The organism is Pseudomonas aylmerensis (assembly GCF_001702265.1).
Classification (GTDB): Bacteria; Pseudomonadota; Gammaproteobacteria; order Pseudomonadales; family Pseudomonadaceae; genus Aquipseudomonas; species Aquipseudomonas aylmerensis.
Map to the genome: position 1 here is coordinate 135291 of NZ_MAUE01000002.1, position 19827 is coordinate 155117.

Sequence of the window (19827 nt, forward strand, 5' to 3'; positions counted from 1 at the left end):
TGGCTGGGCTACCGCTTTCGCAGGCAAGCCAGCTCCCACAGTTGGTTTTCAGTGGGGCGAATTTCCGTGGTTCGGCTCGGTCATTGTGGGAGCCGGGCTTGCCCGCGATGGCGGTGGGTCAGTCGATGAAGGTGTTGGCTGGGCTACCGTTTTCGCAGGCAAGCCAGCACCCTCCCTCGATCTTCTGTGTGATCTAGAACGGCACATCCCCCAAGATCGTCGCCCGGTGCATCACTCGCCGTTGCGGCCGGTAGTCATCTACCGCGTAATGCTGGGTCACGCGGTTGTCCCAGAACGCCACGTCATTTTCCTGCCAACGCCAGCGGATGGTGAACTCCGGGCGGGTCGCGTGAGCAAACAGCAGCTTCAGGATCGCATCGCTTTCGGCAGGTTCTAGCTCATTGATCCTGGTGGTAAACCCATCGCTCACAAACAACGATTTACGCCCACTCACCGGATGCGTGCGCACCACCGGGTGCGACAGCGGCGGGTTTTTCTTGCGGGTTTCTTCCCAGCGCGCCAGGTCTTCGGCAGTGTTGCCGAAGCGTTCCAGCGGGAAGGATTTGGTGAAGTCGTGGGTGGCGGTAAGCCCGTCGAGCAAGCGCTTCAACGGCTCGGACAGCGCCTCATACGCCGCGATGCCACTGGCCCACAACGTGTCGCCACCAAACGCCGGCAGCAGTTTGGCGCTGAGCACCGCGCCAAGCGCAGGAGTGGGCAGGAAGGTCACATCGGTGTGCCACACGGCGTTGTCACGCACGTCGGTGACGGCGGTGTCGAGGATCAGCACTTCGGGCTGTTCCGGCACGTTGGGGTAGATCGGGTGGATGTGCAGGTCGCCGAAATTCGCCGCGAACCGCGCCTGTTGCTGCGGGGTGATCGGCTGGCCACGGAAGAACAGCACCGAGTGCGTGAGCAACGCCTGTTCGATGGCGTCGCGCTGTTCGACGTTCAGCGGCTGGGTGATATCGACGCCACTGATCTGGGCGCCCAGGGCGGTGCTTAATGGCGTAACGGTCAGGCTGCTCATGCGGTTCTCGTCAATAAGTGCTTAGTGTGCCTGGCCATGCCAAGGCACCAATTTGCGCTGCAGGGCGCGCAGGCCCATTTCCATGGCGAAGGCGATCAGTGCGATCACCAGGATCCCCAGTACCACCACATCGGTGACCAGGAACTGCGCCGCCGACTGCACCATGAAGCCCAGGCCGCTGGTGGCTGCGATCAGCTCGGCAGCAACCAATGTCGACCAGCCCACACCCAGGCCGATGCGCACGCCGGTGAGGATGTCGGGCAGGGCGCTCGGCAGGATCACATGGCGAATCAACTGGGCGCGGGTCGCACCCAGCGATTGCGCCGCGCGTAGTTTGGCCGGGTCGACGGTGCGCACGCCGGTCGCGGTGGCGATGGCAATCGGGGCAAAGATCGCCAGGTAAATCAGCAGCACCTTGGACAGCTCGCCGATGCCGCACCAGATCACGATCAGCGGCAGATACGCCAACGGCGGAATCGGCCGGTAGAACTCGATCAGCGGGTCGAGAATGCCACGCGCAATACGGTTGGCGCCGATGGCAATACCCACCGGCACGGCGGTCAGCACTGCAAAGCCCAGGCCCAGGCCGATACGGCTGAGGCTCGCGCCCAAGTGCTGCCATAGGGTGGAATCCATGTAGCCCGTGGTCGCCAGCAGCCAGCCTTTTTGCAGCACGGCAGACGGCGGCGGCAGGAACAGTGGCTCGATCAGGCCGGTGGCGGTCACGGCCCACCAGATGGCCAGCAAGGCCACCAGGGTCAGCAGGCTGATCCAGCGCGTGCTCAGGCTGCGGCGCACGGGGATAACGGCGTGCGTCACCGGCTTGGTCGCGGTGGCGGGAAGTTCGTAGCTGCTCATGCGGACACCTGCCGTTGCGAGAACACTTTGCCCAGCACGTGTTCGCGGGTTTCGATAAAACGCGGGTCGGATTTGATCGCCCGCGCCGACTCACCGGCGGCGTAGCGTTGGCCAAAGTCCAGGTGCAGGCGTTCGACGATCTGGCCGGGGTTGGGCGCCAGCAGGATCAAGTCAGTGGCGAGAAATACCGCCTCTTCGATGTCATGGGTGATCAGGAATACCGGCTTGGCCGTGCGCCGCCAGACTTGCAGCAACAGCTCCTGCATCTGCTCGCGGGTGAAGGCATCGAGGGCGCCGAAGGGTTCGTCCATCAGCAGCACGCGCGGGTCTGCTGCCAAGGCGCGGGCCAAGCCGACGCGCTGTTTCTGGCCGCCGGAGAGCTGCCAGATGCGGCGGTTGTCGAAACCGGCGAGGTCCACCAGTGCGAGCATTTCCCGGGCGCGCACTTCGCGTTGTGCCTTGGCCACGCCCGCCAGTTCGAGGCCGAAGCCGACGTTGGCGAGCACGTCCTGCCAAGGCAGCAGGGCGTCGTCCTGGAACACCACGCCACGTTCGGCGCTCGGGCCTTTGACCGGCACGCCATCAAGGGTGATGCGCCCGGCTGACGGTTCGACAAAGCCGGCAATCAGATTCAACAGCGAAGTCTTGCCACTGCCGGACGGGCCGAGGGCTACCAGCAATTGCTGGGGCCCGAGCTCCAATGAAATATCAGACAGTACCGGTTCTGTGGCGCCTGGGTACTGTGCGCTGATGCGCTCCAGTTGTAGCAAGGCCATCGCGATGAACTCCTGAATCAGTTAGTGATGAACTTGGCGCTGACGTAAGGGGCGTAGTCCGGCAGCACGGCGTCGACCTTGCCTTGCTCCTTCAAGAACGCTGCAGTGTCGGTCACCGCCTTGGTGGTCGGGGCGCCCAGCAGGGTCACCTGGTCAGCCGCCAACGGATAGACGTTGCCTTGCAGCAGCAGCGGGATATCACTGGCCTTGGCGCCGGAGAGCTTCACCAGTTTGTCGACGTTGCCTTTGTCAGCGATCCAGGCTTGTGGGTCTTTGCGGTACGCGGCGTAGGCGTCCAGGGTGACCTTGGCGAAGGCCGTGACGATTTCCGGGTGCTTCTCGGCAAAATCCTTACGTACGATCCACGCATCGAAGGTCGGCGCGCCGAACTTGGCCAGTTCGCCGGAGGTGATCAGCACCTTGCCGTTTTCCTTGGCCACGCCTAGGGCGGGGTCCCATACGTAAGTGGCATCGATGTCACCGCGCTTCCAGGCGGCGATGATTGCCGGCGGGGCGAGGTTGAGGATGGTCACTTTCGATGGGTCGATGTTCCAGTGCTTCAGCGCGGCGAGCAGGCTGTAGTGACCGGTCGACACGAACGGTACCGCGACTTTCTTGCCGACCAGGTCCTGCGGGCTGTTGATCCCCGAACCGTTGCGCGCCACGAGGGCTTCGGCACCGCCGATCTGGGTGGCAACGAGGAAGGTTTCCACCGGCACTTTGCGCGTGATCGCTGCGGTCAGCGGGCTGGAACCGAGGTAGCCGATCTGCACGTCGCCGGAGGCGATGGCGGCGATGATGTCGGCGCCATTGTCGAATTTGCGCCAGTCGATCTTGGCGTTGGTGGCTTTTTCATAAGCACCGTCGGCCTGGGCGACTTTCGCCGGGTCCACGGTGGTCTGGTAGGCAATGGTTACATCCGCTGCGTGGGCAAACAGACTGGCACCGGCCAAGGACAACGCCGCCAGGAGGCGCAGTGGGGTCAAAAGTTTCAAAGGGAAGCTCCTCAATCAGGCGGCCGAGGGTCGGCGTGTGAGGAGACTAAATGATCTAAGAATCCGAAAATAAATAACATTTTCGAATTAGCTTATGAGGAGAAGAGTGAATGCGGGTGTTGAGGGCGCATTGGCCAAATGTGCGAGCTGGCTTGCCTGCGATGCTCACGACTCGGTATTTCAGATCTACCGGGTTGATGCTATCGCAGGCAAGCCAGCGCCCACACGGGGTGGCGTGATGCCTTAGTTACTGATCGCCAGGATACTGGCCTGGTACGACCCGACAAACACGTCAAAATCGCCCACTTCGTTCTGTTCCAGCTCCGCCTGCTGTGCCAGCGACGTGCGCGCCAGCTCTTCAAAGCGCGCCTGCTCTTCGGCTGGCAACGGCTCGCGGCGAAAATGCTCGGCGTGGACCTCGCTCTGATGCAGGGAGAACTGCGCAAAACTCTCTTTGCGCTCGGCCATCGCCGCCAGCACTTGGGCCGATGGCGTCAGGGACGGGTCCTTGACCTTGGCCAGTTGGGCGTCCAGCGCCTCGCTGTGTTCGCTGATGCCGTGGCTCGCATCCAGCAGGGCCGCCAGCGGCGCAATCTGCTCGAGCAATTCGGTGGCCCATTCCTTCATGTCCACTGCCTGGCCCTGGCGCTGCAATTGCAGGCCCGGACGCCGGCCTTCCTTGACCACGCTGAGGAAGTTGGACGTGGCGTTGCCGCATTCGTTATTGGCGAACAGCGGGCTGTCGTTCAGCGCGCAGTACAGCAGGAACGCGTCGAGGAAGCGCGACTCCGGCAGGTCGATACCCATCGGCAGGAACGGGTTGATGTCCAGGCAGCGTACTTCGATGTACTGGATGCCACGTGCCATCAGCGCCTGGATCGGCCGTTCGCCGGTGTAGGTCACGCGCTTGGGGCGGATGTTGGAGTAGTACTCGTTTTCGATCTGCAGGATGTTGGTGTTGAGTTGTACCCATTCACCGTCCTTGTGCGTGCCGACTTCGACGTAGGGCGCGTAGGGCGTTGCCACCGCTTCGCGCAGGCTGTCGGTGTAGCTGGCCAGATCGTTGTAGCACGGCGTCAGGCCGGCCTGGGCGTTGCTCTGGTAACCCAGGTCGCTCATGCGCAGGCTGGTGGCGTACGGCAGGTACAGGGTGTCGGCGTCGAGCACTTCCAATTGATGCGAGCGACCGCGCAGGAAGCCCGCGTCCAGTGCCGGCGAAGCCCCGAACAGGTACATCAACAGCCAGCTGTAGCGGCGGAAGTTGCGGATCAGCGCGATATAGGCAGTGGACTGGTAGTCGCGGTCGGTGCCGACAAACCCTTCCGTCTCCTTGAGCAGCGGCCACAACTGTTCCGGCAGCGAGAAGTTGTAGTGGATACCGGCGATGCACTGCATGGTCTTGCCGTAACGCAGGGCCAGGCCCTTGCGGTACACGTACTTGAGCTGTCCGATATTGGAGGTGCCGTAGTAGGCAATCGGAATGTCTTCCTCGGCCGGCAACGGGCACGGCATCGAAGGGCTCCACAGGTATTCGCTGCCGAGCTTGGTGTAGGCAAAGCGATGGATCTTGTCCAGGCTGCTCAGGGTATCGGCCGGGTTGGGCAGGGCTGGGGTGATGAACTCCAGCAGCGATTCCGAGTAGTCGGTGGTGATCTGTTCATGGGTCAACGCGGCGCCCAGGGCTTCGGGGTGCGGTGTTTGCGCCAGGCGACCCTCACCGGTGACACGTAGGCATTCACGCTCGATGCCGTGCAAGCATTGCTCTAGCAGGGAGAGGTGTTCGCGCTTGCCGAGCAGGGCCAGGCGGCGGTTGAGAAGTTCGCTCAAGTTGGATTCCTTCACGCGTCAGTCGCCCCAATATGGGGGTGGGCAAGACGGTCTACAAGGGTGAAGTTAAAACTGGCGTTATCGCCTGGTTTTGAGTCGATTTGACTCGCTTTGGAAAAGCCTACTTCACTCCTTGAATTGGGCTATAGCGCAGCAAGAAAATTCCGACGCTGTTGTCGCAGCGCCGAAATTAACTCAAATCGAGGGCGGGGAGCTATAGGACAGCGAAGGTGCCTTGTGCTTTTGCGACCAGTTTTTCGTCCTGGTACACCTCGGCCTCGACCACCAGGGTGCGTCGACCGGCGTGAATCACGCGGCTGGTGCATAACACGTCACCGTCGGAGACCGCGCGAATGTAATTGATCTTGCACTCGATGGTCGCGCTCTGCTGGTCGAACCCATGGGAGCTGGAACAGGCCAGCCCCATGGTGATGTCCACGAGGCTGAAAATCGCCCCGCCATGGAGCTTGCCTGCGCGGTTGCGCAGTTGCGGCTCCAGGGTCAGGGCCACCTCGGCAACGCCTTCGTCCAGGCGTTGCAGGCGGCAGCCGATCAGTTCGCTGAAGGCGCTCTGGGTCAAGCCGGCTGGGATTTCCATCAGCGCTTCTTCAACTGTTTGGCGTTGGCGAACAGCGAGGCCATGGCGTTGTTGGACGGCGCGGCGGTCGCGGTTTCCTTGCGCGGCGCGTTGTTCTGCGACTGGCGCGGCGCCGAGCCTGGGCGGGCACCGCGAGCCCCGTCGATTTTCTCGCCAGGGGTGTCGCTCATGCGCATCGACAGGCCGACGCGTTTGCGCGGGATGTCGACTTCCATGACCTTGACCTTGACCACGTCACCGGCTTTCACCGCTTCACGCGGGTCCTTGATGAACTTCTCCGAAAGCGCAGAGATGTGCACCAAACCGTCCTGATGCACGCCGATGTCCACAAAGGCACCGAAGTTGGTCACGTTGGTCACCACACCTTCGAGGATCATGCCCAGTTGCAGGTCCTTGAGGTCTTCTACGCCGTCCTGGAACTCGGCGGTCTTGAACTCGGGACGCGGGTCACGGCCGGGTTTTTCCAGCTCTTGCAGGATGTCGGTGATGGTCGGCACACCGAAGGTTTCATCGGTGTACTTTTTCGGATCCAGGCGCTTGAGGAACGCGGCGTCGCCGATCAGCGAGCGGATGTCGCGGTCGGTCTCGGCCGCAATGCGCTGCACCAGCGGGTAGGCTTCCGGGTGAACCGCCGAGGCGTCCAGCGGGTTGTCGCCATTCATCACGCGCAGGAAACCGGCGGCTTGTTCGAAGGTTTTTTCACCCAGGCGTGCGACTTTTTTCAGCGCGGCGCGGGTTTTAAACGCGCCGTTCTCGTCACGGTGGGTGACGATGTTCTGCGCCAGGGTCGAATTCAGGCCGGAGATCCGCGCCAGCAGCGCCACGGAGGCGGTGTTCACGTCCACGCCCACGGCGTTTACGCAGTCTTCCACGACCGCGTCCAGGCCGCGCGCCAGTTTCAGCTGCGACACATCGTGCTGGTACTGGCCGACACCAATGGATTTAGGGTCGATTTTCACCAGTTCGGCCAGCGGATCCTGCAGGCGACGGGCGATGGACACCGCACCACGGATCGACACGTCGAGGTCCGGGAATTCCTTGGACGCCAGCTCCGACGCCGAATACACCGAAGCGCCGGCCTCGGAGACCATGACCTTGGTCATCTTCATGGCTGGATATTTTTTGATCAGCTCGGCGGCCAGCTTGTCGGTTTCACGGCTGGCGGTGCCGTTGCCGATGGCGATCAGGTCCACGGCGTGCTTGGCGCACAGGGCCGCCAGGATCGCCAGGGTCTGGTCCCACTTGTTGTGTGGCACGTGCGGGTACACGGTCGCGTGGTCCAGCAGCTTGCCGGTGGCATCGACCACGGCGACCTTGCAGCCGGTACGCAGGCCCGGGTCGAGGCCCAGGGTCGCACGCGGGCCGGCCGGCGCCGCCAGCAGCAGGTCGTGCAGGTTGTGGGCGAAGACGTTGATCGCTTCGGTTTCGGCGCCGTCGCGCAACTCGCCCAGCAGGTCGGTTTCCAGGTGGGTGTAGAGCTTGACCTTCCACGTCCAGCGCACCACTTCGCCCAGCCATTTATCTGCAGGACGGTTCTGATTTTGAATGCCGAATTGTTGACCGATCATGCCTTCGCACGGGTGCATGGTGCCCGGCAGCTCGTCGCCGACTTTCAGCGCGGAACTGAGAATGCCTTCGTTGCGGCCACGGAAAATCGCGAGCGCGCGGTGGGACGGCATACTTTTCAGCGGTTCATCGTGTTCGAAATAATCGCGGAACTTGGCGCCTTCTTCCTCTTTGCCGGCGATGACGCGGGCGCTGAGGGTGGCTTCCTGCTTGAGGTAGGTGCGCAGTTTTTCCAGCAGGCTGGCGTTTTCGGCAAAACGCTCCATGAGGATGTACTTGGCGCCTTCGAGGGCGGCCTTGACGTCGGCGACACCTTTTTCGGCGTCGATAAAGCGCGCGGCTTCGGTTTCCGGGGTCAGCGACGGGTCGTTGAACAGGCCGTCAGCCAGCTCGCCGAGGCCGGCTTCCAGGGCAATCTGGCCCTTGGTGCGGCGCTTCTGTTTGTACGGCAGGTACAGGTCTTCGAGACGGGTCTTGGTGTCGGCGAGCTTGATGTCGCGTTCCAGTTGCGGGGTCAGCTTGCCCTGTTCCTCGATGCTGGCGAGGATGCTGATACGCCGTTCGTCGAGTTCTCGCAGGTAGCGCAGGCGCTCTTCCAGGTGTCGCAGTTGGGTGTCGTCGAGGCTGCCGGTCACTTCTTTACGGTAACGGGCGATGAAGGGCACCGTGGAGCCTTCATCCAGTAGAGCGACGGCCGCTTCGACCTGTTGTGGGCGTACACCGAGTTCCTCGGCGATGCGGCTGTTGATGCTGTCCATAAAACCACCTGAAATTCTTAGAAGCAGCCCGCAGGCCCGGAAAACAAGGCCTTGCGCGGCTGGTTGAGCGGCCCGACTGGCGCCGCTGCCTGGGTCAAGAGGCTGCCTATTGACCCTCGAAATCGAAAAAATCACGACAAGCGGGTGAAAAAAAGCCCGGCAGTAAACGGTAACGATCTGACGTTGCCCTGCACGACGGCGCCGCATTATAACCAGCGTTCTGTCCTTGGGGGGTACTGCGCCCGTGGTTGTGGGACGCGGGTTCGCTGGCGGTAGAGGAAAAATCTGCTAACAATGCACACGGTGCGTATAACGGCAGCTACGCCATAATGCGCGCCGAGATAAGAGGAGCATCCAATGAGCAGCACTGCACAAACTGCTGAAGGCGAAAAAATTCTCATCGTTGATGACGATCCGGGGCTGAGCAGCCTGCTGGAGCGTTTCTTCAACTCCAAGGGCTATCGTGCCCGCGCGGTGCCGAACACCGAGCAAATGGACCGCCTGTTGGGGCGTGAAGTGTTCAACCTGGTCGTGCTCGACCTGATGTTGCCCGGCGAAGACGGCCTCACCGCCTGCAAGCGCCTGCGCAGCGCGAACAACCAGATTCCGATCATCATGCTCACCGCCAAGGGTGATGAGTTGAGCCGCATCAAGGGCCTCGAGCTGGGCGCTGATGACTACCTGGCCAAGCCGTTCAACCCTGACGAGCTGATGGCCAGGGTCAAGGCCGTGCTGCGTCGCCAGGCCGCTCCGGTACCCGGTGCCCCGGGCAGCGAAGACGAGAGCGTCACATTTGGCGACTACGAACTGTCGCTGGCCACTCGTGAGCTCAAGCGCGGCGATGAAGTGCACATGCTCACCACCGGCGAGTTCGCCGTGCTCAAGGCGCTGGTGATGAACGCGCGCCAGCCGCTGACCCGCGACAAGCTGATGAACCTGGCCCGTGGCCGGGAGTGGGACGCCCTGGAGCGCTCCATCGACGTGCAGATCTCCCGTCTGCGCCGGATGATCGAGCCGGATCCGTCCAAACCACGGTACATCCAGACGGTATGGGGCGTGGGCTATGTGTTTGTGCCGGATGGCACCGCAACAAAGTGACCAATGATTTGCAGGGCGGGCATTCCAACGTTTGATTCCATGAGGGTCGACGGGATGCCCGGCGTCTGCAATTCTGCGAGCGCCGCTCGTTCCTGCCAGGTGTCCAGCTGTCTTCTATGAAAACCCCTCTTTGGTTCCCGCAAAGTTTTTTCTCCCGCACCCTTTGGCTGGTGCTGATCGTCGTTCTGTTTTCCAAGGCGCTCACGCTGGTTTATCTGTTGATGAACGAAGACGTGCTGGTGGATCGGCAGTACAGCCACGGTGTCGCCCTGACATTACGTGGCTATTGGGCAGCCGATCCCGAGAGTCGTGAAAAAATCGCCAAGGCGTCGACATTGATTCGGGTGGACGGGGCCGGCGTGCCGGAAGGCGAGCAGCATTGGCCTTACAGCGAGATCTACCAGCGCCAGATGCAGGCCGAGCTGGGCGAGGACACCGAAGTTCGGTTGCGCATGCATGTATCGCCCGCGCTGTGGGTGAGGGCGCCGAGCCTGGGGGATGCCTGGATCAAGGTGCCGCTGTACCCGCATCCGCTGCGGGGGCAGAAGATCTGGAACGTGCTGGGCTGGTTCCTGGCGATCGGGCTGCTCTCAACCGCCTCGGCGTGGATTTTCGTGCGCCAGCTCAACCAGCCACTCAAGCGCCTGGTCTTTGCTGCGCGCCAGCTGGGGCAGGGTCGCAGCGTGCGCTTGCCGGTCAGCGATACGCCCAGTGAGATGACCGAGGTGTATGGCGCGTTCAACCAGATGGCGGAGGACGTCGAACAGGCCGGGCGCGAACGCGAGCTGATGCTGGCGGGCGTGTCCCATGACCTGCGCACACCGTTGACGCGCTTGCGGCTTTCTCTGGAACTGATGGGCAATCATTCCGACCTGACCGATGACATGGTTCGCGATATCGAGGACATGGACGCGATTCTCGACCAGTTCCTGGCGTTTATCCGCGATGGTCGTGACGAGGTGGTGGAGGAGGTCGACCTGACGGACCTGGTGCGTGAGGTGGTAGCGCCTTACAACCAGAACGGCGAACAGGTACGCATGCGCCTGGAACCGATCCAGCCGTTTGCGCTGCGCCGGGTGTCCATGAAGCGTTTGTTGAACAACCTCATCGGCAACGCCTTGCACCATGCCGGCTCGGATGTGGAAGTGGCGGCGTATGTGTCCGGCGACAGCGCGGCACCTTATGTTGTGCTGAGTGTGATGGACCGTGGCACCGGCATTGACCCGGCCGAGCTGGAAGGCATCTTCAACCCGTTCACCCGTGGCGATCGTGCGCGGGGTGGCAAGGGCACCGGTCTGGGGTTGGCAATCGTCCGCCGGATCGCCTCGATGCACGGCGGCAATGTCGAGCTGCGCAACCGCGAAGGGGGCGGCCTGGAAGCGCGCGTACGGCTGCCGCTCGGCCTGATGTTGCCCCGCGACGCGGTATAGGGGCAGCTTCAAGCTTCAAGCTTCAAGCTTCAAGCTTCAAGCTATAAGCTGCAAGAGCAAGGCAAGCCGATTTGCTCTTTCTTGCAGCTTGAGGCTTGCAGCTTACAGCTTGAGACTAGCCTTTGCCCTTGGTCCTGGTCATGTTCGGCCCGCCATTTTTCTCCAGGTGCTGGATGATGATCCCCGCCACGTCCTTGCCGGTGGTGGTCTCGATGCCTTCCAGGCCCGGTGATGAGTTCACTTCCATCACCAGCGGGCCATGGTTGGATCGCAGGATATCCACACCCGCCACGCTCAATCCCATTACCTTGGCTGCACGCAGCGCGGTCATGCGTTCTTCAGGGGTGATCTTGATCAGGCTGGCGCTGCCGCCCCGGTGCAGGTTGGAGCGGAACTCACCGGGCTTGGCCTGGCGCTTCATGGCGGCAATCACCTTGTCGCCCACCACGAAGCAACGGATATCCGCGCCACCGGCTTCCTTGATGTATTCCTGCACCATGATGTTCTGCTTGAGCCCCATGAACGCCTCGATCACCGACTCTGCGGCGGTCGCGGTTTCACACAGCACCACACCGATGCCCTGGGTGCCTTCCAGTACCTTGATCACCAACGGCGCGCCGTTGACCATCTCGATCAGGTCAGGGATGTCATCGGGCGAGTGGGCAAAGCCGGTGACCGGCAGGCCAATGCCGCGACGCGAGAGCAATTGCAGCGAGCGCAGCTTGTCTCGCGAGCGGGCGATGGCCACCGATTCATTGAGGGGGAACACTCCCATCATTTCAAACTGGCGCAACACTGCGCAGCCATAGAACGTCACCGAGGCGCCGATCCGCGGGATCACCGCATCAAACCCTTCCAGCGGCTTGCCCCGGTAGTGGATCTGCGGCTTGTGGCTGGCAATGTTCATGTAGGCACGCAACGTGTCGATCACCACCATTTCGTGGCCACGTTCGGTGCCGGCCTCGACCAGGCGGCGGGTGGAATACAGACGCGGGTTTCGCGACAGCACAGCAATCTTCATGCAGCACCTGGGGCAGAAATAGTAGAGACCGGGAACACCGGCTTGTCTTGAACGTACTTGACGCCGGGATTGACCACCAGGTGGCCGTCAATCAGCGCCTTGGAACCCAGCAACAGGCGGTAACGCATGGCCTTGCGGCAGGCCAGGGTGAACTCCACCCGCCATACCCGATCCCCCATCGCCAGGGTGGTGCTGATCACATAGCGCACCTGCGCATGGCCGTTGGAGCTCTTGATGGTTTTCATCGTCACCAGGGGCGCTTCGCAGCGGCGGTGACGCAGTTGCACCACGCTGCCCAGGTGGGCGGTGAAGCGCACCCACTTCTCACCGTCGCGCTCAAACGGCTCGATATCGGTGGCGTGCAGGCTGGAGGTGCTGGCACCGGTGTCGATCTTAGCGCGCAGGCCTGCCACTCCCAGGTCGGGAAGTGCCACCCACTCACGCAGACCCACAACGGTCAAATGGTCAAATGTCTTCAATATGGGTAACCGGTCAATTTGCCCAGGCGCGCGGGGAAACCTCGGCCAGGGCTTTGAATGCGGGCTTGGCGAACCAATAACCCTGCATCAGAAATATTCCGCAGTCGGACAGGAAATCGCGCTCGCCGGCACTTTCGATGCCTTCGGCGATGACAGTAACCCCCAACTGCTCACAGATTGTGACAATCCCCTGGACGATCACCTGACGGACACGGTCCCGGTCGACATCGCGGATCAGCGCCATGTCGAGTTTGATCAAGTCAGGTTGGAAATCGGCCAGCAGATTCAGCCCCGAATAGCCCGCGCCGAAATCGTCGATGGCGGTCTTGAAGCCGAATTCACGATATTCACGCAGAATATTGGTCAAATGGCGATAGTTATCTACATGCTCGCTTTCCAGTGTCTCGAAAATCAGTTGGTCCAGCGGAAAATTGTGCGCGCGAGCCGCCTCCAGGGTGCTGCGGATGCACAGCTCCGGACGGTACACGGCGTTGGGCATGAAGTTGATGGAAAGGTGGGTTTGCATGCCCAGTGCGCTGGCCTGGGCAATTGCCTGGGTCCGGCAGCGCTGGTCGAAACGGTAGCGGTTGCTGTCGTTGACCTGCTCCAGTACCGACATCGCGCCTTCGCCATTGATACCGCGCACCAAGGCTTCGTTGGCAAAAATTGTATGGTCTCGCAGGTCTACGATAGGTTGGTAGGCAAAGGCAAAATCGAAACCCAAGGGCTCGCTTTGCTGGCACCCCACGCACCGTTGGTTAGGCGAGGTGAGTGAAATGGGAAAGTCGGTCACGGTGAATCCTCGCGAAATCAGGGTGCTACCTGGCGTATCTTAGGTGAGCCTTGGGGTTTATGCGTCGAAGGGTTTCAACGGTAAAGTTGCGACATTTTTCAGAGCGGGGAATTCAAGTGGCTCAAAAGCAGGAAGAGGAAGAAAAGGTCCGTCTGGACAAGTGGTTGTGGGCCGCGCGTTTCTACAAAACACGTGCCCTGGCCAAGGCTGCCATCGAGAGCGGCAAGGTGCATCATCGCGGCGAGCGCTGCAAGCCGGGCAAAGAGCCACGTGTCGGTGATGAGTTGCAGATTCGTATAGGCTTTGACGAGAAGACCGTAGTGGTCCAGGCGCTTTCGATTGTGCGCCGTGGTGCGCCCGAAGCGCAGGCGTTGTACACCGAGACTGAAGCGAGTATCGCCAAGCGCGAAAACGCGGCGGCCATGCGCAAGGCGGGCGCCACCGGCATGACCACCGATGGCAAGCCGAGCAAGAAGCAACGCCGCGATCTGTTCAAGTTTCGCGGCAGTGGCAATGACGACTAGCTCCGCCGGCGACCCCTATCTGTCCCGGTGCTGCAGCGGACTCGTTGTGGCGAGCGGGCTTGCCCCGCGTTGGGCTGCGCAGCAGCCCCATCCCACCCCCAGTGAGGCGTCTGTTTCCAGGGCTGCTTCGCCGCCCAACGCGGGACAAGCCCGCTCGCTACAGTCGGTTATTGCGGCGAGTTCATGATGCTCAGTCGGCCGATCAGCGGCACCCGCTGAAACAGCCCGAACACCGGCGCCGTCAGCCGCAGCAACCCATTCGACACCTTCGCCGCAAACGGCGTGTAATAGCCCCAGCCCAGTGCCAACAGCGCCAGCAGTACACCGCCGATGTAATCATCCTGGCCCCAATGCGCGCCTGCTACCAGGCGCGGCATCATGAACAACAGCGCCAGGCCCCAGATGACCAGGATCTGGCCGATGCGTTTGGCGAACACCGTCATGAACATCGCCCAGATCAACAACACCGAGGCATGATCCCCCGGGAAGCTCTGGCTGGAGCGGTCCTTCAATTCCCAGGTCTTCTCCAGCCCCGGGAAATAGTCACTCATATGAATCGCGCCGCTGATCACCATCGACGGGCTGCTGTGTTGCCAGCCCATCTGTGCCGCGAGTTTGGAAAACAGCATGCGAATAAACAGCAACAGCAGCAGAATGCCGACAAAACCTAACACTGCCTGGCGCACTTGCACGGCCTTGAATACCCACTCACCGCGAATCAGCAGCGTCAGCAGAATTACCCCGACCACTGCATCAAATGGCCGCAAACTGGCCACGGCCCACACATGCAGCCACGTTGAGTTGCTCGCCAGCGGATCATTGAGCAGATGAAACAGCCACTCGTCGAAAATCACACACAGCATCTGGCCCGTGGGCCACAGCCAAAAACACAGCAGTCCGATAGCGAGTAGATTGCAAAGAGCCCATCGCCGGAGGTTCCACTTGGCTTGGAACAAACCCGGATTGTTCATAAACTGTCCCTCTCGCTCAATTAAGCTCTCTGTTTCCAGGAGAAAGCCGCACCAAGATGGTGCTAAAGCGTTTAATTTTATAAACCTTGTAATCAATTTGTCATCAATTCAGATACCCAGACCTATGACTGATCTACCGGATACCGACTTCACCCAACGCTTTATCTTCGACGAGAACGACGCCCGCGGCGAACTGGTCTCGCTGGAGCGCAGCTATGCCGAAGTCCTTGCCAAGCACCCCTATCCGGAGCCGGTCGCGCAACTGCTCGGTGAGTTGATGGCGGCGGCTGCGCTGCTGGTCGGCACGATGAAATTCGATGGTTTGCTGATCCTGCAAGCCCGTTCCGAAGGCCCGGTCCCGATGCTGATGATCGAGTGCTCCAGCGAGCGCGAAATCCGTGGCCTGGCCCGTTACGACGCCGACTTGATTACTCCAAACGCCACGCTTTCCGACCTGATGGCCAACGGCGTACTGGCGATCACCGTCGATCCGACTGAAGGCCAGCGCTACCAGGGCATTGTCGACCTCGACGGCGAAACCCTGTCGGACTGCTTCACCAACTATTTCGTGATGTCCCAGCAAGTCGGCACCAAGTTCTGGCTCAACGCCGATGGCAAGCGCGCCCGTGGCCTGCTGTTGCAGCAATTGCCGGCTGACCGCATCAAGGATGACGATGAGCGTACCGATAGCTGGCGCAAACTCACCGCCCTGGCCGGCACCCTGACAGCTGAAGAATTGCTCGCCCTGGACAACGAAACCATCCTGCATCGCCTGTACCACGAAGAGGCCGTGCGCTTGTTCGACGCACAGACCCTGCGCTTCCATTGCAGCTGCTCGCGCGAGCGTTCGGCCAATGCCTTGGTGAGCCTGGGCCTGGAAGATGCGCAGAATCTGGTGGTGGAGCACGGTGGCCATATCGAGATCGACTGCCAGTTCTGCAACCAGCGCTACCTGTTCGATGCCGCCGATGTTGCTCAGTTGTTCGCCGGTGCAGGTATCGACACCCCTTCCGACACCCGCCACTAAAACGTTTAAGCACAGGTAAATCACCTGACGAATGCCGGATTAGCGCTGTTCTGACGGGAGGGCCCTACTCTTTTTGGGCTTTTCTGGCATAATCCGGCCCACTTTTTTCGCGGTAGTAGTGCGCAACTTTCTACTACAAAACGTTTGGAGCACTCGGCCATAGGCCGACGGGGAACCTCATGACGCAAGCCAATAACGCCGTATACACCGATCTGAGTGTTGACGATCTGGTCAAAGAAGCCCTGCAGCGCGGTGAAGGCGTGCTTGCCGATACTGGCGCGCTGGTCGTAGAAACCGGTCACCGTACCGGTCGTTCGCCAGTCGATCGTTTCATCGTTGAAGAGCCTTCCACCCAGGATTCCATCGCCTGGGGCCCGATCAACCGCAAGTTCCCGGCCGACAAGTTCGATGCCCTGTGGGCTCGCGTCGAGGCATTCAACAACGCGCAAGAGCATTTCGTTTCCCACGTTCACGTAGGGGCTGCAGAAGACCACTACCTGGCCGTCAAAATGACCACCCAGACTGCCTGGCAGAACCTGTTCGGTCGTTGCCTGTTCATCAACCCGGCCCAGTACAACCCAGCCGGTCGTGAAGAGTGGCAAGTGCTCAACGTGGCCAACTTCGAGTGCGTGCCTGAGCGTGACGGCACCAACTCCGACGGTTGCGTGATCCTCAACTTCGCCCAGAAAAAAGTCCTGATCGCCGGCATGCGCTACGCCGGTGAAATGAAAAAAGCCATGTTCTCGGTGCAGAACTACCTGCTGCCAGCTTCCGACGTACTGCCGATGCACTGCGCCGCCAACATTGGCGAAGCAGGCGACGTGACCTTGTTCTTCGGCCTGTCCGGCACCGGCAAGACCACTCTGTCCGCAGACGAAAGCCGTTACCTGATCGGTGACGACGAACACGGCTGGGGCGAGGGCGTAGTGTTCAACATCGAAGGCGGTTGCTATGCCAAGTGCATCGACCTGTCCGAGAAGAACGAGCCGGTCATCTGGAAAGCCATCAAGCACGGCGCCGTGCTGGAAAACGTGGTGATCGACGATGCCAAGCACGCCGACTACGCCGATGTCAGCCTGACCCAGAACAGCCGCGCTGCCTACCCGCTGGAGCACGTTGCCAAGCGTTCCGAGCAGAACCTGGGCGGCGAGCCAAATGCTGTGATCTTCCTGACCTGCGACCTGACTGGCGTACTGCCTCCAGTGTCGATCCTCAGCGAAGAGCAAGCGGCCTACCACTTCCTGTCCGGCTACACCGCACTGGTGGGTTCGACCGAAATGGGTTCGGGCGCCGGCATCAAGTCGACCTTCTCCACCTGCTTCGGCGCGCCGTTCTTCCCACGTCCGGCCGGTGAATACGCTGAGCTGTTGATCAAGCGTATCCGTGGTTTCGGCTCCAAGGTCTACCTGGTCAACACCGGCTGGACTGGCGGCGGCTACGGCGTCGGCAAGCGCTTCAACATCCCGACTACTCGCGGCGTGATCGCAGCGATCCAGAGCGGCGCGTTGATCGGTGCGCAAACCGAACACCTCGACACCATCAACCTCGACGTGCCACTGGCCGTACCGGGCGTTGAAACCGGCCTGCTGAACCCACGTAACACCTGGGCTGACAAGGCTGCCTACGACGAAGCAGCGAAAGCGCTGGCTGGTCTGTTCATCGAGAACTTCAAGAAGTTTGAAGTGAGCGATGCGATCAAGGCTGCGGGTCCGAAGTTGTAAGATTCGGTCGCTGTAAAAAAGCCGCCCCTCGTGGGCGGCTTTTTTGTGGGCGTTGGGTCAGTGCGCGATATGCAAAACCACCGCGCCGACCAGCACCAGCACAACCCCGAGCACCTGCAGTGCTGACAGCCGCTCCTTGAAAAACACGAACCCCAGAATCGCCGCAATCCCACCTGACAATGTACTGATCACCGTCACTACAGATACCGACCCTGCCATCGCCCCCCACGAAAATGCCGAGAACCCGCCCAGGTTCATCAAGCTCGCGCCGGTCAATGTCGCGCAGTTTTTCAGCGGCGGAATCTTCAGGCCATCCTTGATCTTCAGCACCATCACCACCAGAACGCAGAGGCCGACCAGATAGCCCAGCCAGAGCATGGTGATCGGCCCCAAGGCAGGCAGTGTATAGCGGCCTTGCAGCCAGAAGCTGGTGCCGTACAGCGTTGCGGCCAGCATGGCGTAGGCGATGGAGTGGTTAGAGCTGTTGTGAGGAACGCCGTTGTCCTTGTGGATGCTGGAGAGGACTACGCCGATCACGCACAGGCCGATGCAACCGAGTTGGACCAGGCTGATGTGTTCACCGGTCGCCCAGGACAGCAGGGTGGTGACCACGCCGTAGGACGTCACCAGCGGCGCCACAATGGCGGCTTTGCCCAGCGCAAAGGCATTGGACAACGCAAGCGCGCCGGAGACCGTGAACAGCGCGGCTGCAATGCCCAGCAGCCAGGCGCTCAATGAGGCATCCAGGGATTTGAGCAGCAAGGCGGGGAAGATGACCAGCAGCAGGGTCATGATCAAAAAGCCCAGTGCCTGGCCGAAATACACCGCGCGTTTAACGCCCACGGCGCGGGCATTGAGGCCCACCAGAAAATCCGTGCCGCCCCAGAGCAGGGCGGCCAGCAGGCCCATCATTACGTCCATGTAAGGTCCTTGGTATGTAGGCAGTTCACCAGGTTAGCGCATAACCAAATGTGGGAATGGGCTTGCTCGCGAATGGGGTGTATCAGTGAGAAATACTCTACCTGACCCAGCGCATTCGCGAGCAAGCCCGCTCCCACATTTGATGTTCGGTGCTCTTGGGACTAGCTCAGGTTTTCCAGGGTCTGCGTGTCCCAGCTGTTGGTTTTGATGGCCAGGTAGAGCATGCCGATGGTCAGCGGCACTTTCTCACCACGGCCCTTGGCCCGACGCTTGAGAAACACATCAAACACCGGCGGGTTGAAGTAACGATAAGTGTCGTAGTCGCCCAGGTCGAGGGCAAATTCCTGCTCCAGTGCTTCCATGAGTTGCTTGGCCTCACTGCCGTCGCAGCCCAGGTCGAAGTTGAGTGAGGTCTGCAGGCGAAGGGTCTTGTGTTTCGGCAGTCCGATCTCCTCGTGCAGCAGTTGCAGGAGTTGCCGCATGACGGGATCTTCGGGGAAGTTGGGCGCGAGGTTCATGGTGGGAGCACGCAGGAATGGGTGAGGGGAATGGTTGCGTTGGGAGCGGTGTGTGTTTCGGGTGATAAAGAGTGCCAAGCCTATCAAGAATAGGAAGACAGGTAGAAAGGGCAATCTGAGGATCACTTGCACATAGGGTAGAAGGAGCGTCAAAAGAAGGCCTGCTGTGAGGAATGTGAGTGCGAAGCGCTTTCTGAGGGTGCGGTCGTTAATTTGATAGTGAAGTACCAGGTAGAAACCGAGGAAGCACATTGCTTGCAGGTAGACATTCACGGTTTCTGATACCCCTTCGTCTCGAGTGCCTGGGTATCCCAGGACTTGGCTTTAACAGCGTGGTAGAGCATGCCAATGGTTAAAGGGCGCTTTCCCTCGCTGCCTTTTTCCACATATCGCAAATACGCGTCAAAGCCTCGACGCTTGAAGTAGCGTTTGTCGTTGTAGTCCCCTAGCCTCATGCCGAACTCAAGCTTCAGTAGTGCCATCAATTGCTTGCCTTCGGCACTGTTACACCCGAGGTCATGGTTGACTGATGTGTCGAGGGTGATGGTTTTGTGTTTGGGCAGGCCAATGCCTTCATGCAAAATTTGCAGGAGATGGAGCATGAGCGGGTCATCAGGGAAGTCTGGCGCAAGGTTCAAGGTTGGGGCGATGAATAAAGGGTGATGGGTTTTAGCCCTGCAATATATATTTTGGGTGCTCAATAACCCGATGCCTGTCACGAAGGCGATTATCGGCAGGCTTTCAAGCTGTGCCTCTCTGATCCAAGAGGTGGCATACAGCAGGAGCGCTGGGCCGGCTACCAGGAAGTAGAATCCAAGCCATCTTCTGAGTAAGGGGCGCTTTATTGTTCTGTCGACAATTCCAGCCAGTACGAGAAGGAGAAGCAGGTTGATCCACTGAATGTATTCATTCATTG

The 19827-nt window shown here is 60.6% G+C and carries 19 protein-coding genes; 5 read left to right on the top strand and 14 right to left on the bottom strand.

The window, feature by feature from the left end; all coding sequences use genetic code 11:
• Positions 1 to 193: 193 nt before the first annotated feature.
• From tauD to BBG20_RS01430, 7 genes are all read right to left on the bottom strand, one after another.
• Entirely contained in the window at positions 194 to 1030 is an 837-nt protein-coding gene (gene tauD, locus BBG20_RS01400; protein WP_065899591.1) for a taurine dioxygenase, read from the bottom strand.
• Between the two features lie 21 nt (positions 1031 to 1051).
• Entirely contained in the window at positions 1052 to 1888 is an 837-nt protein-coding gene (gene tauC, locus BBG20_RS01405) for a taurine ABC transporter permease TauC (protein WP_065899592.1), read from the bottom strand.
• A complete protein-coding gene (gene tauB, locus BBG20_RS01410; RefSeq protein WP_065899593.1) occupies positions 1885 to 2664 on the bottom strand; it encodes a taurine ABC transporter ATP-binding subunit in 780 nt (259 codons plus the stop codon). The genes tauC and tauB overlap by 4 nt, the downstream gene beginning before the upstream one ends.
• A 17-nt stretch (positions 2665 to 2681) precedes the next feature.
• Positions 2682 to 3659: a taurine ABC transporter substrate-binding protein gene (tauA, locus tag BBG20_RS01415; RefSeq protein ID WP_065899594.1), complete on the bottom strand. Its 978-nt coding sequence runs from the start codon at positions 3657 to 3659 to the stop codon at positions 2682 to 2684.
• A gap of 243 nt (positions 3660 to 3902) precedes the next feature.
• Complete coding sequence (gene gshA, locus BBG20_RS01420; protein ID WP_065899595.1) at positions 3903 to 5486, bottom strand: glutamate--cysteine ligase; 1584 nt, start codon at positions 5484 to 5486, stop codon at positions 3903 to 3905.
• 214 nt (positions 5487 to 5700) lie between these two features.
• Positions 5701 to 6084 carry a PaaI family thioesterase gene (locus tag BBG20_RS01425; protein ID WP_065899596.1) on the bottom strand — a complete coding sequence of 128 codons (384 nt, stop codon included), beginning with the start codon at positions 6082 to 6084 and terminating at the stop codon, positions 5701 to 5703.
• Complete coding sequence (locus BBG20_RS01430; RefSeq protein WP_065899597.1) at positions 6084 to 8408, bottom strand: Tex family protein; 2325 nt, start codon at positions 8406 to 8408, stop codon at positions 6084 to 6086. The genes BBG20_RS01425 and BBG20_RS01430 overlap by 1 nt, the downstream gene beginning before the upstream one ends.
• A gap of 357 nt (positions 8409 to 8765) precedes the next feature.
• On the opposite strand from BBG20_RS01430, the gene ompR reads away from it, so the two are divergent.
• Positions 8766 to 9506: an osmolarity response regulator transcription factor OmpR gene (ompR, locus tag BBG20_RS01435; protein WP_065899598.1), complete on the top strand. Its 741-nt coding sequence runs from the start codon at positions 8766 to 8768 to the stop codon at positions 9504 to 9506.
• Positions 9507 to 9622: 116 nt separating this feature from the next.
• A complete protein-coding gene (locus tag BBG20_RS01440) occupies positions 9623 to 10936 on the top strand; it encodes an ATP-binding protein (RefSeq protein WP_065899599.1) in 1314 nt (437 codons plus the stop codon).
• Between the two features lie 115 nt (positions 10937 to 11051).
• Here the strand turns inward: BBG20_RS01440 and rimK are convergent, their stop codons facing one another.
• The 3 genes from rimK to rimA are packed head-to-tail and all read right to left on the bottom strand — an operon-like array spanning position 11052 to position 13229.
• A complete protein-coding gene (rimK, locus tag BBG20_RS01445) occupies positions 11052 to 11957 on the bottom strand; it encodes a 30S ribosomal protein S6--L-glutamate ligase (RefSeq protein WP_003187674.1) in 906 nt (301 codons plus the stop codon).
• Positions 11954 to 12436: a retropepsin-like aspartic endopeptidase RimB gene (rimB, locus tag BBG20_RS01450; RefSeq protein ID WP_065899600.1), complete on the bottom strand. Its 483-nt coding sequence runs from the start codon at positions 12434 to 12436 to the stop codon at positions 11954 to 11956. Before rimB ends, rimK begins: the two co-directional genes overlap by 4 nt.
• Positions 12437 to 12449: 13 nt before the next feature.
• Positions 12450 to 13229 (bottom strand): S6 modification regulatory phosphodiesterase RimA, encoded by a 780-nt coding sequence (gene rimA / locus BBG20_RS01455; protein ID WP_065899601.1) that lies wholly within the window; start codon positions 13227 to 13229, stop codon positions 12450 to 12452.
• A 116-nt stretch (positions 13230 to 13345) separates the two neighbouring features.
• On the opposite strand from rimA, the gene BBG20_RS01460 reads away from it, so the two are divergent.
• Positions 13346 to 13753, top strand: coding sequence for an RNA-binding S4 domain-containing protein (locus BBG20_RS01460; protein WP_065899602.1), 408 nt, complete (start codon positions 13346 to 13348; stop codon positions 13751 to 13753).
• A gap of 167 nt (positions 13754 to 13920) precedes the next feature.
• Here the strand turns inward: BBG20_RS01460 and BBG20_RS01465 are convergent, their stop codons facing one another.
• On the bottom strand, positions 13921 to 14724 hold the full coding sequence (locus BBG20_RS01465; RefSeq protein WP_065899603.1) for a phosphatase PAP2 family protein: 804 nt from the start codon (positions 14722 to 14724) through the stop codon (positions 13921 to 13923).
• A gap of 124 nt (positions 14725 to 14848) precedes the next feature.
• Between BBG20_RS01465 and hslO the strand changes: the two genes are divergently transcribed.
• Together hslO and BBG20_RS01475 are read left to right on the top strand one after the other, a co-directional pair.
• Entirely contained in the window at positions 14849 to 15751 is a 903-nt protein-coding gene (gene hslO / locus BBG20_RS01470) for an Hsp33 family molecular chaperone HslO (protein WP_065899604.1), read from the top strand.
• Between the two features lie 179 nt (positions 15752 to 15930).
• Positions 15931 to 17472: a phosphoenolpyruvate carboxykinase gene (locus BBG20_RS01475; protein WP_065899605.1), complete on the top strand. Its 1542-nt coding sequence runs from the start codon at positions 15931 to 15933 to the stop codon at positions 17470 to 17472.
• Positions 17473 to 17529: 57 nt separating this feature from the next.
• Here BBG20_RS01475 and BBG20_RS01480 read toward each other — a convergent pair whose 3' ends face one another.
• The 3 genes from BBG20_RS01480 to BBG20_RS31520 form a co-directional block, all read right to left on the bottom strand.
• Positions 17530 to 18381, bottom strand: coding sequence for an EamA family transporter (locus BBG20_RS01480; RefSeq protein ID WP_065899917.1), 852 nt, complete (start codon positions 18379 to 18381; stop codon positions 17530 to 17532).
• Between the two features lie 173 nt (positions 18382 to 18554).
• Positions 18555 to 18911, bottom strand: coding sequence for a DUF1493 family protein (locus BBG20_RS01485; RefSeq protein WP_065899606.1), 357 nt, complete (start codon positions 18909 to 18911; stop codon positions 18555 to 18557).
• A 269-nt stretch (positions 18912 to 19180) separates the two neighbouring features.
• On the bottom strand, positions 19181 to 19825 hold the full coding sequence (locus BBG20_RS31520) for a DUF1493 family protein (protein WP_083221308.1): 645 nt from the start codon (positions 19823 to 19825) through the stop codon (positions 19181 to 19183).
• Positions 19826 to 19827: the final 2 nt, after the last annotated feature.

Coding starts and splice junctions, on each gene's coding strand:
- tauD (WP_065899591.1), bottom strand. CDS start 1,030: ATGAGCAGCCTGACCGTTACGCCATTAAGCACCGCCCTGGGCGCCCAG.
- tauC (WP_065899592.1), bottom strand. CDS start 1,888: ATGAGCAGCTACGAACTTCCCGCCACCGCGACCAAGCCGGTGACGCAC.
- tauB (WP_065899593.1), bottom strand. CDS start 2,664: ATGGCCTTGCTACAACTGGAGCGCATCAGCGCACAGTACCCAGGCGCC.
- BBG20_RS01425 (WP_065899596.1), bottom strand. CDS start 6,084: ATGGAAATCCCAGCCGGCTTGACCCAGAGCGCCTTCAGCGAACTGATC.
- BBG20_RS01430 (WP_065899597.1), bottom strand. CDS start 8,408: ATGGACAGCATCAACAGCCGCATCGCCGAGGAACTCGGTGTACGCCCA.
- ompR (WP_065899598.1), top strand. CDS start 8,766: ATGAGCAGCACTGCACAAACTGCTGAAGGCGAAAAAATTCTCATCGTT.
- BBG20_RS01440 (WP_065899599.1), top strand. CDS start 9,623: ATGAAAACCCCTCTTTGGTTCCCGCAAAGTTTTTTCTCCCGCACCCTT.
- rimK (WP_003187674.1), bottom strand. CDS start 11,957: ATGAAGATTGCTGTGCTGTCGCGAAACCCGCGTCTGTATTCCACCCGC.
- BBG20_RS01465 (WP_065899603.1), bottom strand. CDS start 14,724: ATGAACAATCCGGGTTTGTTCCAAGCCAAGTGGAACCTCCGGCGATGG.
- hslO (WP_065899604.1), top strand. CDS start 14,849: ATGACTGATCTACCGGATACCGACTTCACCCAACGCTTTATCTTCGAC.
- BBG20_RS01475 (WP_065899605.1), top strand. CDS start 15,931: ATGACGCAAGCCAATAACGCCGTATACACCGATCTGAGTGTTGACGAT.
- BBG20_RS01480 (WP_065899917.1), bottom strand. CDS start 18,381: ATGGGCCTGCTGGCCGCCCTGCTCTGGGGCGGCACGGATTTTCTGGTG.
- BBG20_RS01485 (WP_065899606.1), bottom strand. CDS start 18,911: ATGAACCTCGCGCCCAACTTCCCCGAAGATCCCGTCATGCGGCAACTC.
- BBG20_RS31520 (WP_083221308.1), bottom strand. CDS start 19,825: ATGAATGAATACATTCAGTGGATCAACCTGCTTCTCCTTCTCGTACTG.